The 16059-nt window shown below is 64.2% G+C and carries 7 protein-coding genes and 1 pseudogene; 7 read left to right on the forward strand and 1 reads right to left on the reverse strand.

The window, feature by feature from the left end; genetic code table 11:
• Nucleotides 1–147, forward strand: a pseudogene (locus tag AAF481_13505) (IS3 family transposase).
• Nucleotides 148–217: 70 nt separating this feature from the next.
• Here the strand turns inward: AAF481_13505 and polA are convergent.
• A complete protein-coding gene (polA, locus tag AAF481_13510; GenBank protein MEM7482187.1) occupies nucleotides 218–2887 on the reverse strand; it encodes a DNA polymerase I in 2670 nt (889 codons plus the stop codon).
• Between the two features lie 147 nt (nucleotides 2888–3034).
• On the opposite strand from polA, the gene AAF481_13515 reads away from it, so the two are divergent.
• From AAF481_13515 to AAF481_13540, 6 genes are all read left to right on the forward strand, one after another.
• Nucleotides 3035–3283: a GlsB/YeaQ/YmgE family stress response membrane protein gene (locus AAF481_13515; protein MEM7482188.1), complete on the forward strand. Its 249-nt coding sequence runs from the start codon at nucleotides 3035–3037 to the stop codon at nucleotides 3281–3283.
• Nucleotides 3284–3308: 25 nt separating this feature from the next.
• Nucleotides 3309–3557 carry a SelT/SelW/SelH family (seleno)protein gene (locus AAF481_13520; protein ID MEM7482189.1) on the forward strand — a complete coding sequence of 83 codons (249 nt, stop codon included), beginning with the start codon at nucleotides 3309–3311 and terminating at the stop codon, nucleotides 3555–3557.
• A gap of 92 nt (nucleotides 3558–3649) precedes the next feature.
• Nucleotides 3650–5128 (forward strand): aminopeptidase P family protein, encoded by a 1479-nt coding sequence (locus tag AAF481_13525; protein ID MEM7482190.1) that lies wholly within the window; start codon nucleotides 3650–3652, stop codon nucleotides 5126–5128.
• A gap of 343 nt (nucleotides 5129–5471) precedes the next feature.
• Nucleotides 5472–8234, forward strand: a complete 2763-nt coding sequence (locus AAF481_13530; GenBank protein ID MEM7482191.1) for a VWA domain-containing protein — start codon at nucleotides 5472–5474, stop codon at nucleotides 8232–8234.
• Between the two features lie 53 nt (nucleotides 8235–8287).
• Nucleotides 8288–12061 carry a tubulin-like doman-containing protein gene (locus tag AAF481_13535; GenBank protein MEM7482192.1) on the forward strand — a complete coding sequence of 1258 codons (3774 nt, stop codon included), beginning with the start codon at nucleotides 8288–8290 and terminating at the stop codon, nucleotides 12059–12061.
• A complete protein-coding gene (locus AAF481_13540) occupies nucleotides 12058–16056 on the forward strand; it encodes a hypothetical protein (protein MEM7482193.1) in 3999 nt (1332 codons plus the stop codon). Before AAF481_13535 ends, AAF481_13540 begins: the two co-directional genes overlap by 4 nt.
• The last annotated feature ends 3 nt before the right edge of the window (nucleotides 16057–16059 follow it).

Raw genomic sequence — 16059 nt, forward strand, 5'->3', positions numbered from 1 at the left:
ATCCGAAAGCGCGGCCCCTGGCGCAGCCTCGATGACGTCGAATTCGCCACCCTCGAGTGGGTCCACTGGTTCAACCATAAGAGACTGTTGGGATCTATCGGACATCTGCCGCCAGCAGAACACGAAAAACACTACCATCGACAACTACGAGAACAGCCCGCAAGCGCGGGACTCAGCTCATTCAGACTCCGGAAAACCCGGGGCGATTCAGCTGCTCTCACCCCTTTTTCCCAAACCAACTTCCACCCACCCCCAAATCCACCACCAGCGGCACCCGCAACTCCACCACCCCGGCCATCTCCCGCTTCACCAGCTCCCCCACCGCCCTGTCCGTCCGTTCCTCCTCTGGCACTTCGAGAACTACCTCATCATGCACTGTCAACAGCAACCGCGCCTCCACCCCCGCCTCCGCCAACCGCTCCGCCACCCGGATCATGGCGATTTTCATCACGTCCGCTGCCGTGCCCTGGATCCTCGCGTTGATGGCCATGCGCTTGGCGTTTTCTCGGAGGTTGCGGTTCTTGCTGGTGATGTCCGGTAGCCAGCGGATGCGGCCGTAGAGGGTTTCGACTTTGCCGGTGGCCTTGGCGTCTTCGAGGGTTTCGTCCATGTAGCGTTTGACTCCCGGGTAGCGGGAGAGGTACGCGTCGATGAATTCTTCGGCTTCTTTGCTCGAGATCTTGAGGTTCTTGGCGAGGCCGAAGGGGCTCATGCCGTAGAGGATGCCGAAGTTGATGACTTTGGCGGCGCGACGCTGGTCGGGGCTGACCAGGCCGGGGTCGATGCCGAAAACGGTGGCGGCGGTGGATTGGTGGATGTCTTCGCCGCGCTGGAAGGCTTCGATGAGAGCTTCTTCTTCGGCGATGTGGGCCAGGATGCGCAGCTCGATCTGGCTGTAGTCGGCCTTGAGGAGCTGCTTGCCCGGTGGGGCGATGAAGGCTTTGCGGATGCGCTGCCCCAGTTCGGTGCGGATGGGGATGTTCTGGAGGTTGGGGTGGGCGGAAGACAACCGGCCGGTGGCGGCGACGGCCTGGTTGAAGCGGGTGTGGATGCGGCCGTCGTCCCCCACCAGGGTGGGGAGTGCATCCACGTAGGTGGACTTGAGCTTGGACAGTTCCCGGAACTTGAGGATGAGGTCCGGCAGCGGGTAGCCGCGGTCGGCCAGTTCTTCGAGCACGTCGGCGCCGGTGGCGTAGCTTTTGGTTTTGCGGGTGCGGCGGATCACCGGGTAGCCGAGCTTTTCGAACATCAGCACGCCGAGCTGCGCCGGGGAGTTGATGTTGAAGGTCTCGCCGGCGACGGAGTAGATCTGCTCTTCGATCTGCTCGAGTTCGGCGCCGATTTCTTCGGACATCTCCGCCAGAAAGTCGACGTCGAGGAGGACGCCGGCCTCTTCCATGGCCAGCAGGATGGGGATGAGCGGCTCTTCGATCTCGCGGTACACCTTCGCCAGGGCACCGCGCTCTGCTGGATCCTCCGCTTCGCCCAGCTCTTTGCGCATGGGGCCGACCAAGCGCGGCAGGAGGGCGGCGCGCTCGCCGACCAGGGCGAGGAGGCGTTCGTCCTCCGGCGGCGGCTGGTGGCCGCGGTCGAAGCCGACGTCTTTGGCGGTAAGGGCCCGGTGGCCGAGGCGGTCGAGGACGAGATCCTCGAAACCGTGGCTGTGGGCGGCGGAACGCAGCAGGTAGGAGGCGAGCATGGTGTCGAACAGGGCCGCCGCGCAGCGGACGCCGCGTGCGCCAACGGCATCCGGCACCTGGCGGAGGACCTCTTTCAAGTCGTGTCCGACCAGTTCACGGTCGCCGTCGGCGATCCACTCGCGCAAGCTGGCGCGGACGGCCTCGGCCAGCTCTTCGTTGCGGAAGTCCGCGTAGACGGTCTCTTCGCCGGTCCACACGGCCAGGCCGACGGGTTCGCCGAAGCCGACCAGGGCGAGCAGGATTTCGTCTCCCAGGGCCGCCGTCCTCTCCGCCCAATCGTCGGCGCTTCCGAGGCCGATCGCCGGTCGCGGCGCCTCGCCGCCGTCGCCGGAGTCCAGCTCTTCGGCCAGGGAAAAAAACTCCAGCTCGGTGAACAGCTCGCGCAGGGCCTCTTCGTCCGGCGGGTCGCGGCGGAGCTTGTCCGGCTCGAAGGGCAAGGGTAGATCGCGATGGATGGTGACCAGCTCTTTGGAGAGGCGGGCGGCGGCGGCGTGCTCCTGAAGGTTCTCGCGGTAGCTTTTGCGCTTGAGTTCCGGCGCCACCTCCAGCAGGGTCTCGACGGAGCCGTGCTCTTTGACCAGGGTCACCGCACCCTTGGCGCCGATGCCGGGGACGCCGGGGACGTTGTCGCTGGTGTCGCCCATCAAGGCCAGCACGTCGATCACCTGGTTCGGCGGCACGCCGAAATCTTCGGTGACGAGAGCCGCGTCGTAGAGCTTCTCCCGACCGGTATGCATCAGGAAGACATGGTCGCCGACGAGCTGCATCAAATCCTTGTCGGCACTCACCAGCACCACCTCGTAGCCCGCTTCGGCGGCGCGATCGGCGAGGGTGCCGAGGACGTCGTCGGCCTCGTAGTTTTCGACCTCGAGCATCGGGATGCGGTAGGCCTCGAGCAGCCGTCGGATGTACGGGATCTGCACCTTGAGGTCGTCCGGCATGGGCGAGCGGTTGGCCTTGTAGTCGGCATATTGCTCGCTCCGCACGGTCTTGCGGCCGACGTCCAGGGCGACGCCGATGAACTCCGGCTCCTGCTCCCGCAGGAGCTTCTTGAGCATGTTGATGAAGCCAAATACCGCGTTGGTTGGCTCCCCCTTGGAGCTGGAGAGATTCCGAATGGCGTAGAAAGCGCGGAAGATGTTCGAGTAGCCGTCGATCAGGTAGAGGCGAGAGCGGTTGTCGGGCATGACGGCATTCTACTCATGGGGAGACCGATCGACTCATGGGGTCACGGCAGCGGAGGTCTGCTGGTCACGATTCGGAGGTGCTTCGCGGCTGGTAGACTCGGGCGTCGCGCTCGGCGCGGCAGATCTACCCACTACGGAGGAGATGGAATGGGAATTCTCGTATGGATCGCCTTCGGCTTGGTCGCGGGCGCGTTGGCGAAGTTCATCATGCCGGGCGACGATCCCGGCGGCTGCGTCGTCACTACTATTCTCGGCATCGTGGGAGCGCTGATCGGCGGCTTCATCGGGAATTTCTTGGGCTACGGCGGCATCTCGGGATTCAATGTTCCCAGCCTACTGATGGCCGTGGCCGGCACCGTCATCCTCCTCCTCATCTACCGCATCACCCGGCGCTGAGCCGGTTCTCTAAGGAGACCCTCACATGTCGCGCAAGCTGACGATCGAATACTGCGTTGTTTGAAACTACCACCCACGAGCCGCCGGTCTGGCGGAATCGATTGAAAAGCGTTTCGGGGGGGAAAACGACCTCGAGACGGAGCTGATCAAGGGCTCCCGCGGAGCCTTCGAAGTGAAGCTCGACGGCGAGCTGCTGTTCTCGAAGAATGAGACCAACCGCTTTCCGGAGGACGGCGAGGTGGAGGCGGGCCTCGCTGGGCGCCTGAGCGCCTGACTGCTGCACCACCTCGTTCGCTCGAGAGGGGCGGCCGGCGCGGTCGCCCTTCTCTTTATTCCCCACCACCGTAGACCCAGGAGCCACCCACCTTGCGACGCTTCCAGCCTGGAGTTTTGTGTTTCGCCCTGCTTTTCATCGGGTCTTTCGCCCTGGCGGAGATCCCCGCGGAGGAGTACTCCGCCCGCCGCGCTCGGCTGGCGGAGGTCATCGGCCCGGATGGCGTCGCCCTGCTCCTGCCGCACGAGGCGAAGCATCGCAACGGAGACGTGAACTGGCCGTTCCGCCAGGACGATTCGATCCTCTATCTGACGGGCATCGACCAGCCCGGTACCGCCCTGGCGCTCCTTCCCGGGGAAGAGACACACCGGGAGATCCTGTTCCTGCTCGACCGCGATCCGCTGGCGGAAGTGTGGGACGGCCGCCTATTTTCGCAGGACGAAGCAACCGCCCTGAGCGGCATTTCCGAGGTGGTTTCGGCGAGCCGGTTCGAGGGATTCGCGCATGTCGCCTTCGGCGGTCTCCCCTGGGGCGAGACGGACCTCTACCGCTATTACCGCCCGCCCGGCTTGCCGTCGCTCCTCGAAGCGGTGCGCCAGGGTCGAGCCACGCTTTGGCTGGACCTGGAGAGCCGAGGTGCGGCGGGCGAGCTGACCCCTGAGCAGAAACTAGCCCACACGGTCCGCCAGCGCTTCCCGGAAGTGCAGGTGCGTGACCTCTCGCCGCAGGTGAAAGCCCTGCGCGAGATCAAGAGCCCGGCCGAGCGCAAGGTTCTCCAGCGCGCCGTGGACATCACCGTCGAGGCGGTGGAGGCCGCCGGGCGCCGCGCCCGGACGGCGGAACACGAGTACCAGGTGGAGGCGACCATCGAGCACACCTTCCGAGACCGCGGCGCCTGCTGCTGGGGATACCCGTCGATTGTCGCCGCCGGCTACAACGCCACCACCCTGCACTACAACACCAACAACGAGGCGATCGACCGCGGTGATCTGCTGTTGATGGATGTGGGAGCGGAGGTCGATGGCTACACGGCGGACATCACCCGCACCTTCCCGGTGGACGGCACCTTCTCGGAGCCGCAGAGGGAGATCTACGAAGCCGTCCTGGCCGCCTGGAGCGAGTGCCTGCCGAAGATGCGGCCGGGCGGCCGCATGGCGGAGGTCCACAACCTCGCGATCGAGGTCCTCGGCCGGGAACTTCTCGCCCTCGGCCTGATCACTGAAGCGACCCCGGCACAGGTGGAGATGTACTACCTCCACGGTCTGGGACACCCCATCGGCCTCCAGGTGCACGACGCCTTCGACCGCACCCGCGCCTTCGAAGCGGACATGGTGTGGACCCTGGAACCGGGCCTCTACGTGCGCCGCGCGGACGTCGAAGCCAGCGCCGCCTTCCGGGAGCTTCCCGAGACCGACCAGGCGAAGATCCGCCAGGCCTTGGAGCGCTACGACGGCATCGGCGTGCGCATCGAGGACGACATCTGGATCACCGAGGACGGCCCCGAGCTGATGTCCGACGGGCTCGCCCGGACGGTGGATGAGATCGAGGCGCTGCTGGCCGGTCCTTCGTAGTCCTTCCCGCAGTACCCAGGCACAAGGCCGAGAACGAATCCCCTCTCGGATCGGCATTCGCTCGCGAGATGGGCAGGTGTCTTCCTCTGCAGGTCCCCCTCCAAGCCCCACCGCGCATTGCACGGGAAGCGCCACATCGCGAGGCGCACATATCCCGATAGCTGAATGTCTCGTAGGCCTCTGCGATCTTGACCCGGCGCCCGCCCTCCTTGCGCTGTAAAGACTGCTCGCAAACCGAAGAGGTTGAGTCAACCCGCATGCTCGCGAAGCGGTCGAGATGAATTCAGGTGGCGTCGCGCACTCATTTTCAAGTCGCGCGCCGTGTTGAGTGGGGAGGAAGTCGATGTCGTGGTTGCGGAGCGCTCAAGCTTCGATGGTCGCCGGGCCGTGGATTGCACTGGCGATGCTCGTCCCGCTATTCCCACGCCCCGCGTCCGCCGCCCGATCGGCCATCGAACCCCGAGAGGCGCAGTTCGTTTTCATCATCGACGACTCCGGAAGCATGAGCGAGTCGCGGGGCAGAGGCCCCGACCCGGACCGCTTGGCGGTCTTTGCGGTGCGGGCTCTGCTCGGCGTACTCGATGAACGCGACTCGGTCAGCGTGATCCGTCTGAACGGTCCCTCCGAGGGAGAGCCCCAAACGGGCCTCGACCCACTCGCCCCCGGTCACCGCGACGAGATGAAACGCACCCTCGACCTCAGCGGCAAACTGGCCGCCTACGACGGATCCAACACGCCTTGCCGCACTGCCCTTCAGGAAGCCTTCAGCCAGCTCAAGAGCCAGGACCAGCCGGCGGTCTCCCAAGTGGTGATCTTCCTGACCGACGGTAGCTGCACTCCGCCAGGCGAAGAACGGGTCCTGGACCTGCTCGAGGACCTGCCGTCTCACCAACAGAATCGCTTTCAGTTCTACTTGCTCGAGTTCGAGCGAAGCGGAGCGTCGCCGGACCTCCGACGCATGGTCGAGGAGACCGGAGGAGCGACCCGCCCACTGCGCGGCGGCGACCCCACCCAGATCTTGAATACCTTCGCCCTCGCTCTCTCCCGCTCTCAGGGCTATGAATCACAAATCCTCAGGCCGACGGACGGCTTTCTGCCAGCGCACCATGGGGCGCGGTCGGTGAGTTTGCTGGCGGTCGCACCGGGCGACTCGCCGGACCTGGAAATTCTTGTCACCCCCCGAGGTGGCGGTCGCCGGGTTCCGGTGGAGGTACTCGACAAGGCACGCCACCATTTCGCACCGGACGGCAAGAAGTATCGCTTCACCAGCGCCCGCTATCGCCCCACCGGCGAGCCGATGACGGTGACCGTGAAAGGAGCCGGCGAGAGCTGGGAGATGGTGGCGCTGCCGGAGTACCGCCTCGCCAGCGAGTTCGAGATTCTCCAGGGTCCCTGCAGCGGCGAAGGCCCCCCGGCGACGGACGTCGTCGGCGTGCACAGCGATCTTTGCGCCGTGATCACCTTGGTCAACGAACAAGGGGAGGTCGTCGGCCCGGACATCACCGCCGCACAGCTCCAGGGAGAAGTTGTGATGTCCACCGAATCGGTGGCGACGAAGGAGATCCGAGAGGAACCCGCTGCGGCCGATCAGGCGACCTTCCGGCTCGATCTTCCGACCCTCCCCGAGGGCATCCACACGATCCGTGCGCAGGTGCTCATGATCGCACCGAACGGCTCATCGCAACCGTTGATCTCCGCCGGCAGCCGAACCCTCCAAGCCATTGATCGAAGCATTCAGCCTCAGCCTGCAAAGGCACACTTCGGCGACGTCTACCCTGGCAACAGCTACACCAAGATGCTGGCCCTGGAAGGCAACTACACCAAAACGCCGGTAAAACTGAGACTGATGGAAGGCGCGGACCTGCCGGCCTGCGTCACGTTGACCTTCGCTGACCGCCCGCTGGGGGGAACCGTGAAGGTGCGCAGCGGCAAGTCCTACCCCCTGCAACTCGTGGTGGCCGAAGACTGCGGGCCCGACGGGGTCTATCCCGTGGAGGAAGCTCGCCTCCAGGTGGCAATGGAGAAGCTACCGGAGGTCGGCACGATCACCGTGCCTTTGGGGTTTCGGCTGGACTCCACGGTACGCCAAGCCGAGACCCTACGGTTCGAACTAGAAGCCGGGAGCGCGGGCGAAGGTGTAGTGAATCCGCCGCCGGCCGAACCGGGGGTACCAGCCCGCGCAATGGTCCACTACGACGCCACCATCGAGCCTCTCAGCCGGCAGGGCAAACCCGCCGACAATCTACCCCTGGGATTCCTCGACGAACAGAGCGACGTGCGGATGCTGCTCGATTCCGATGGCGAGGTGGTACGCCAACGGCAAGTCGCCATCGCGCCCAACGAGCCCCTGACCCTCCGAGTGGAGGTCCCGCGGTGCTGTAGCTCCGGAACCTACTGGGGTGAGCTTCGGCTAGTACCGGTCGACGGTGGAGCGCCGGTGGTCGCCAAGGTGCAGGTGGTGGCGACGAGCAACTGGTGGGTCTGCTACCGGCCCTGGGTACTCGGCGGCCTTCTCGGGCTGCTGGCCGGCTTGCTGACGTTTTACATCGCCAGCATGTTCACCAGCGTCCAGTGGCTCTCACGGGATCAACTCGCCACCCGCCTGGTGCCGCTCTACTGGCCGACCTACGGAGGCAATCCCCAACCCGGCACCCAGCGGGCCGACGACCGCGAAGTGGTGCTGGAGATCATCAAGGCGGGCATTCCGTGGAGCCAGCGGATCCAGGCCTGGTGGCGAGCGAATCCGTTCGTTTTCGGCCTGCCGTGGAGAACGTATCGGGAGACAGCGGAGCTGAATTTGGCTCCGAGGCTCGAACTCTCGTCCGTCGACTTCAAGGGTGAACGGGACATCGTCGGCAGGCTGCAAGGAAACCCGGAGATCGATCCGGGCGACGAAGGGCGTCTTTTCGCCCGGGCCGGATCGGGTATCCACTTCTTTGCCGTCCGCGGACCTCGCGGAAAGGTAGGAAACCTCACGCCGCAAGGTTGGTACGGCAAAGCCGACGACTACACCATCGAACAACTGACGAAAAACGAGCGGTTGATTCACCGGATCGCCGCATCGGAACGAACGGAAGGACACATCGGCGGTTGGGAGCTGGGGTAGCCGAACCCGGACTTCGACTCGCCCGACGGAATTTCTCAGGAGGGATCAGCACAATGACCAGAGATCGAAAACTGATTGTCGACGAAATGTTGACCACCCCGAGCGGGGTCAGTCCCATGCTCTTCGTGGGGCTGGGCGGCGCCGGCTGCCGTATGGTGAAGCGCGTCGCCGATCACCTCCGACGCCGACCGGACTTTCGGGAGCGGTTCAGCGACCTCGTGAAGTTCGCCATGGTCGACACCAACGTCAACGACCTGGAGTCCTATCGGGATGTCGCCGACGCCACCTTCTTGATCAGCGACTTTGAGAAAGAGGAGTACGCCAACCTCGCGTCCGGCAAGAAGTTCCTGGAAGCCGACGAATACTTCACCCAGTGGGTGCCCTCGGACTATCGCTTCCGCTCCGGCGACACGGCGGGAGCCGGGCAGATCCGGATCGAAGCTCGGCTCGGGGTCTATTACCAGATGAAGCACAAAGACTTCGCACCGAGGTTCCGCAACCTGCTCGAACAGCTCAAGAGCCACGAACACGGTCACCGCCGACTCGATTCAGACGAGATCCGCATCGTCCTGTGTTACTCGATCGCCGGCGGCACCGGCTCCGGCTGTCATTTGCCGGTGAGCTACATGTTGCGGGAGCAGGCGTCGGAATTGGGCCGCGCCACCATGATCGGCGTCGCGGTGCTGCCGGCAGTGTTCGAGGACAAAGTGGGAGTCAACAAGGACGGCACCTTCGCCAACGGCTATGCCGCGCTCAAGGAAACCGAGCACCTGATGAAACTCGGCGCTCCGGACTCACCCTTCTTCCCCGCGGACGGAGAGGCGTTCCACTACAACCCGGCCAATCCCTCAAAAGTGCGCGTTTACGAGCGGCCCTTCGACTTTCTCTACCTGATCGACAAACCCGAGAGCTTTAGTGTGCCGGAACCGGTGGATGCCGCGGCGGACGGGCTCTATCTGCAGTTTTTCTCGCCGCTCTACGGGGCTCAGCTATCCGACTACGACAACTACACCCAGTACCAGCGCTTCCTGGTGCCGGACGATTTCGAGGAACGAGGAATCGCCGGCTTCTCGACCTTCTACGGCTCCTTTGGCTGCGCCGTGCTCCTGGTGCCGGTACCGGGCCTGATCGAGTACTGCAGCCAAGCCGCGGCCCTCTCTCTGATCCGTGCCAGTTTCATGGGCGAGATCCCGCCGGATGCGACCTACTCACCGCTGCGCCAGGATCGAGCCCGCTTCGACGAGGTCACCAAGAACGACGACGAAGACGCTCAGATCTACCGCGCCTCGGAGATTCCCGACCAACCCCAGAAGACGGACCGCAACCGCCTCTATGACCGCCTATTCTCCAAGCACGTCAGGCTGCTCGCCGCCTGTGAATATCGGGAAAACAAGGCCGGACGATTCCAAGGCATCTTCCGCCACGGGCACTACTTGGGATCGGAACCCAAACTCGACGGCACCGTCTCCTTCGATCCGGAGATCCATGGCGACGCCATGCGCCAGGAGCAGCAGTTGGTGGAGGGCCGCCTCAGTGCCTCCATCGGAGGCATCGTCCTCCCCCTACTCGCCGGCATGCCGGGCGACGACCCGACCCTTCTGGACCGGGCGCATCAGGCCATCAAAGGGCACAACCCCGCCCCGGTACGCACCCCCATCAAGGTGGTCGAACTCAAGCGCCGCGCCACCTCCTGGCGGGACGAACTGCGCCGAGAAGGCCTACGGCGACTGCGCGACGGATTCAGCGAAGGCACCGTCCGAATGCCGGGCATGGAGCGCCTGGTCAACCTCGAGTTCTTGCGCAGCGACGCGGCGGAAGTCGACCTCATTGCCAAACGCTATGCCGTGCTCTCCCTCCTCGAAAGAGTCAATTTCGACCAGGCGCCGGACGACGAGCGGGTCTCGAACTTCGACGTCCAGGAGAAGAAGCCGAGCGCCAAGATCAAACCCGACGACGAATTGATCGAGCACGTTCTTTCCCAGGCCCGGGACCTCGCCTTTCACGACGTGCGGCGCGAGTTTCTCTCGCAACTCGGCGAGCTGCGTGAAGCCCTACAGGGCTACGCCGACGAGATGAGGGAAATGGAACGAGGCTCGATCAACCTGGAGCGCGAGTACAGCCGCCTTCTGGAACGCCTCCAGACCCAGGGCGAAGACTCCGCCAACCAGTACGTTCTCGACGCCGAGGCGCTCCAAGGCGAGGACAATCGGCGATTCTGGGATTTTTACTTCGAAGACAAGATCGCCGATCTTCCGGAACTCTCGCTCACCAACGACCGGGTGCAACAAATCCTCAGCGATACGGTAGTCGACCTCTCCCAGCGCCGCGGCCGGAGCACCAGTACCACTCGCCTGGAGCAGCTCTTCACCGCCTTGCGGCACTACGCCCACGAAGTCTTGGTGAAGCGTATCGGCGGCGACCCTCACTCGCCCGACCGCGAACTGCGCGACGGCCTCACCCTGTCGGACGCCCTTGAACTCGAAATCATCTACCGCGCCCTCTATCGCAGTCACAGCGAGACCATCAAAGGCGAAGGCGAACGGAGGATCCGCCAGGTTCTGGCGGAGTATCGCGCTCTGCCGGAGGAGAAGCAGATCGACTTCGGTGACCTAAAGCACCAGGAATACCTGCGCGACAAGATCAAACGGGTGGTGAAAGAAAAGGCCTCCATCCTGTGCGTCTACGACCAGGGCCAAGATCAGCACGGCGGCGTGCGGCCGGATCATGTCTTTCTGGCCGCCATCGACGAAAACTTCAAGAACAGCAACATTGAGCGAGCGCTGCGCAACGCCAACATCGCCGATCTCGACTGGGTGTCGAGCGATTGGCACAACGCCAAGGAAATCGTGTTCTACCGCTCGGTGCTGAACGTACCCCTCTATGCCTTCGGCCGACTCGATGTGATGAAACACCACTACGACACCTTCCGCCGTCAGGCGCGACGCTCGAAGGCACTTCATATCGACAAGAACTGGGAGGGCACCGCCCTGTCTGATCTGGATCCGAACGTACTCAAGGAACAACACCGCCAGGTGCTGGTGCGGGATCAGATCATCAACTTCACGGCCCTACTGTGCACCGAACATCCGCGATTGAAAGAGGGCGCCAACTGCTTGATCCGGCGTCGCGGCCGCTACTTGCTCCTCGATCCGGATCTCGAGTCATTGCCGGAAGATCACCAGGCGGGGTACCACGAACTCGGCGATACCCTCGCCCGTGCCATCGAGAAACTGCCGAAGGTACTCAACGCGGAGAGGGTCAATTTTTCCGAATATCGCGATTCCCTGCACGGTATCCGCAACGGTATGGCGCCGGAACTCCTAGGCGCGATCAGTCACTTGCCCTTCGAATGGCGCCTGGAGTATGAGGACCTGAGCAACCACTACGGCCACGACCGCAAACCGGCACAAAGGCTCATTCTCAATGATCTCCAGGACTCCTATGAGCGCCTGCATGAGGCTCTCGAGAAGCTACTCGAAGAGCTGCGCAATCGGCAGCTTGAGAGCCGTAGCCGCAACGAAGACTTCAGGATCTATGCGCAGAACCTGACCACCGCCGAAGCCCAGAAGAGCCTGGCCCAGAGTATTCAGATACTCGCTTTCTTCAGCGAGCGATGGAGCAAACTCGAAGACTCCGGCGCGGTGCCGGAAACGCCGAGCTCCTTCCAGTCGCTGTTCAAACCACTGACGGCGGGGCGACTCCAGTCGATGCTCGAAGGGCTGCGCCACAACCACCGCAACGGCGAAGACCCGCAAAAGGGGGGAACGGTTCCCAAGGGCAAGGGCCGCAATTCCAAGGGCGCCGAGACCGAGACGCCCGCTTCATGACCGACGACGGTCTCGTCTACCCGGCCCCGTCACTGGTGGTGGGGTTGGGTCGCTTCGGTTTGGCGGTGCTCGAGCGCCTGGGCGAGGACTGGCAGCAGCTCCGGCTGTCCGGAGCGGACCTGTCTCTCAAGAACCTGCGCCTATTCTGGATTCGGTCGCAAGACGAGCGGAAGGATGACTGGCGGGAAAGAGAACTCGGGAAACTTCGCATCGCGCACTACGTGGGGGGCGACGACATGCCCTCCATCGTGCTCGACTTCGCCATCCTTCGCGCCCTCGGCCTGATCCGCTACCGCCACAGCCGGTACCAGGTGGCGGTACCGCGGGACCACGGCCCGGTGCGGGCCAGCGACCTCCAGCTCGCCTCGGAGGGTTCCCGACGCAAAGACGACGAACGGCTGGTCCGGCGGCGCTATTTCGACTGGCAGGACCTCGATCCGGATCCGCTGCTCGCGGCCGAAACCCTGCGCCGCCGAGCAGAGCGGCAAGGCACTCTTCAGCTCTTCATCGCGCCTCTGATCAACCGAATTCGCCAGGGACACAGCCCGACGGTACTGCTCGCCACGATCATGCGCTGCCGTAGCCTCGCCGAGGGCCGCGACCCCTCGCCATGGCGTTGGCTGAGCGACCTCGTGGAGCCGCAGTCGCCCGGACCGAGTGCCGGAGGAGTACCTCAAAGAGGGGTCATTCCAGGACACTCGATCCGGAGGATTCTGGAGGATCCGGAAACCGACTACGGTGCCCATGACCGTTTGCTGGATGAGATCGCACCCTCGCCCCTCGAGGAAGCCGAGGCACCGAAGGGTTCGTGGCCCTATCGCGAGGACTCCATTGTCCTGCCCCCACCGTTCGTACCCCAACCGGGCGACCCGGACACACCCATCGACGCCTTGCGCCTCCTCGGCGAGGATTGGCAAACCACCGGTTGGGCAACAGATTTCACGGAGCGATCGGAGGCGCCCTACAAGCCTCTCGCCGTCAGCCGTTTTCGCCTCGGCCTGTTCGACCACGCCCTCGAACGATCCGAGGCGGACGAAGAGTTTCAAGGGTGCCTGGAGGATCGCCTGCGGCATCTCGCCAGGTTTCTCTACCGCGGCCTGGTCCGTCTCTGGGTCGACCTCGATCGCGAACAGGTCGAAGAACGCTCGCCCATGCCCCACCAGCGACGTTCGGAATCGACTGACGAGGCGATCCAGCAGTCCCTGCAGATCATGAAAGAGATGGTCGTTCGACCGCTCAAGGAAGACCGCGAGGCCGCACCGGACGCTCCGCGGCTTTCGGCCCTGGAAGGCTCTCCCCACCAACTCGCCGATCGGCCAACGCGCTTTCTGCGCTCCCTTCGCCTCGAAGCCGACTCCCACCTCTGGGAGGAGAACGCACTCGAGCGCCGCCTAGCCGCACTGGGCCAGGCCGACGAAGTGAAACAAGCCCGCCGGCGGCCCCTCATGCGCGAGGTGATCCTCTCCGGAGGCGGCCCTGTACTGGAGGCAGCAGGAGAGGACGATGCAGCGGACCCGGCCGGAAGCCTCGCCCTGCGCAAGGCCCTCAACGAGGAAGCCCGCGATCTTCTCGATTTCTCCTTCCTGCCAACCTACCGCAAGCGGCCCACCCGTACACCGCCGCGGCTGACGGTTTATGTCGTGGGTGATATGAGCGAGCCCTTCACTCGCATCAAGATGACGGAGGTGCTACGAGACGTCCACTCGGAGCTACTCCGCTCCTTCAGCTCGATCTTCGAGCTGCACCGCGAGGGCTTCGACCGCGCCCTGTCCATCGTGCCGATCCTGTGGATGCCGCATCCGGCGGATCCCTTCGGCGGCGCGCCTCTCGAGGAAACGCGCCTGGAGGAAGCGGCCATTATCGACTCGGTGCATCGCGTGCGGCGCTGGGTAGAGGCCGTACTCCCTTCCGCGAGGCGCCGGGTTTCTCAGATCTTCATCAACGGGCGGGTCACCGATACGGCGGTATTGACCCTCAGGGACAGCATCCGCCAGACGCGCGACTTCCTGGCTTTTCAGATCCGCAACGACCTATCGCGGGACGATTGGCTGCGCCGCACCGCCGTCGGCCCTGGCGGCGACGACTTCTTCGCCTCCTTCGCCTGCTGCGAGATCGAGTTCCCGGCGGAACGAGCGCGCGAGTACCTCGCCAATCGGCTGGCCCGCGAATGCCTCTACCAACTGAGCAAGAAATCCGCCTGGAAAGGCTCTGAAGCGACGGAACTGCCCACACCGCAGAGCGCTGACGAATTGAATCGCGAGGCCCGAATCGCGTTGCGGCTTCTCGTCGATGAGGAGTCTCGAACGTTGGAGAACAAGATCGCAAAGGCGCTGACGAAATCTGGCCCACTTTCCAACTGTGTTTCCCAACTCGAGGTTTTGCGGATCTTCGACGACCGCTTCGAATCCGACATCTGGCGGGACATCTCTCACCTCTGGCAGCGGCTCACGCAGCGCCGTGGGCGGATGGACGACTTGGTCGACAAACTGCGGCACCGAACCACCCAACAGCTCAAGAATGCTCTGCCGGAGATTCGACGGCACGCGGACGACGAAATTCAGCAGACCAGTGCCCGGGGACTGACAGCAGTGCTGGCGCGACTTCAGGATCGGCGTCGTGAAGCCTTCCAACTCCTGCGTGCAACGGAGGAAGAGCGTCGTCGCGGCGAATCCGTCTGTCAGCGCCACACCATCCCCCGTCGTCACGACTTGGCTCGTGCCCGTCAGGAAGTCGTGGCAGCGGCCGAACGCAAACCCGACTGCGGGCCGCAACGTCTGGGACTGATGGCGTGGCTGCTCCTCATGCCGGCCATCGGAAAGCCACTCTCCGGCCTCCTCCTACCTTTCCTAGGCGGCCTTGCTCCGTGGGTGGCTGCGGGCCTCCTCATCCTCACCGCAGGAGGCTGCCTGTGGGTCCACCGCCGGTGGCGCCATCGGGAACTTTTGCGCAAGATCCGAGAAATGGCGAACGCTGTCCGCCGACTCGTGGCCGGCGACGACGGAGAGATCGCCGCCCAGCCCTCGTCGCTCCGCTCCTTCCTCGAAACCCGACTGCGCTTGACCACCGCCCTGGCCCGCCGTGGCTACGCCCTGCACGTTTACGAACAAGCCGCGACGGATGAGGGCCTGGGACAACGCCTACGAGAAAGTGTCGACGTTCAGAACCTCGCGATGGTCCGCCGAGCGGAGGCCCTGGGTGTGCGACCCGCCCCGCCGGGAACGGACGAGCGGGACGACCTGCGCAATCTTTTCGTGGTGCGGGCCGGGGGTCAGATCGAGCAGCTCATCGATCCGGGCAATCTGGTCGACTACTACGGTAGCCGCGTGCGGCAGGGCGAAGAGCCCTTGATCGATTTTCTCAGTCAGGTCGGGGGAGTTCGAGAGTGGCGAAAAGCCGCCTGTCTGTCCGACTCCCGGAAAGTCATGCGTTTCGGGCGGAGCTTCTTCGCTCCGGTGGCCAACACTCCGATCACCGAGCTGGACTACTTCGCCGATGCGGTGGGCAAACAACTTCGGGAGTTTGTCAACCGCCACTACTCGAACCTCGGCTTCGGCGCAAAGTTCTTGGGATACGAGGGACTGGACCCGGACGGCGTGCGGCTCGTCGCCGATGCGGCATTGGTTGCCGACCAGGCGCTTCTGACCGCCTACGAACGCGCCGAGGACCAGGCTGAGGACCAAGCACGACGTGAAGATCGTCCTCAGGTCCGGCCCCGTACCCTGATGCGGCTGTGCTACCCGATTCGCCCAAATGCCGCCTACATGTTCTCCATGGTGCAGGGCGTCCGAGCGCACAGCATTCGCAACCTCAGGCGCTTCGAGTCCTTCCACGACCGACCGGACACGGGGCACCGTCACCCTCCGGCGGTCCACCATCTGACCGGCTATCGCTCATGGGCGGATCGCCTCTACCGCAACGTCAACGGTGCCTCCACCCCTGGGCGGCAGCAAACCAACCCGGAGGCCGAAACGCCCGGTCGGAAGGCCACGGAGTGAATC

The sequence above is a fragment of the Acidobacteriota bacterium genome (assembly GCA_039030395.1).
Classification (GTDB): Bacteria; Acidobacteriota; Thermoanaerobaculia; order Multivoradales; family JBCCEF01; genus JBCCEF01.

Coding starts and splice junctions, on each gene's coding strand:
- AAF481_13540 (MEM7482193.1), top strand. CDS start 12,058: ATGACCGACGACGGTCTCGTCTACCCGGCCCCGTCACTGGTGGTGGGG.
- AAF481_13535 (MEM7482192.1), top strand. CDS start 8,288: ATGACCAGAGATCGAAAACTGATTGTCGACGAAATGTTGACCACCCCG.
- AAF481_13515 (MEM7482188.1), top strand. CDS start 3,035: ATGGGAATTCTCGTATGGATCGCCTTCGGCTTGGTCGCGGGCGCGTTG.
- AAF481_13530 (MEM7482191.1), top strand. CDS start 5,472: ATGTCGTGGTTGCGGAGCGCTCAAGCTTCGATGGTCGCCGGGCCGTGG.
- polA (MEM7482187.1), bottom strand. CDS start 2,887: ATGCCCGACAACCGCTCTCGCCTCTACCTGATCGACGGCTACTCGAAC.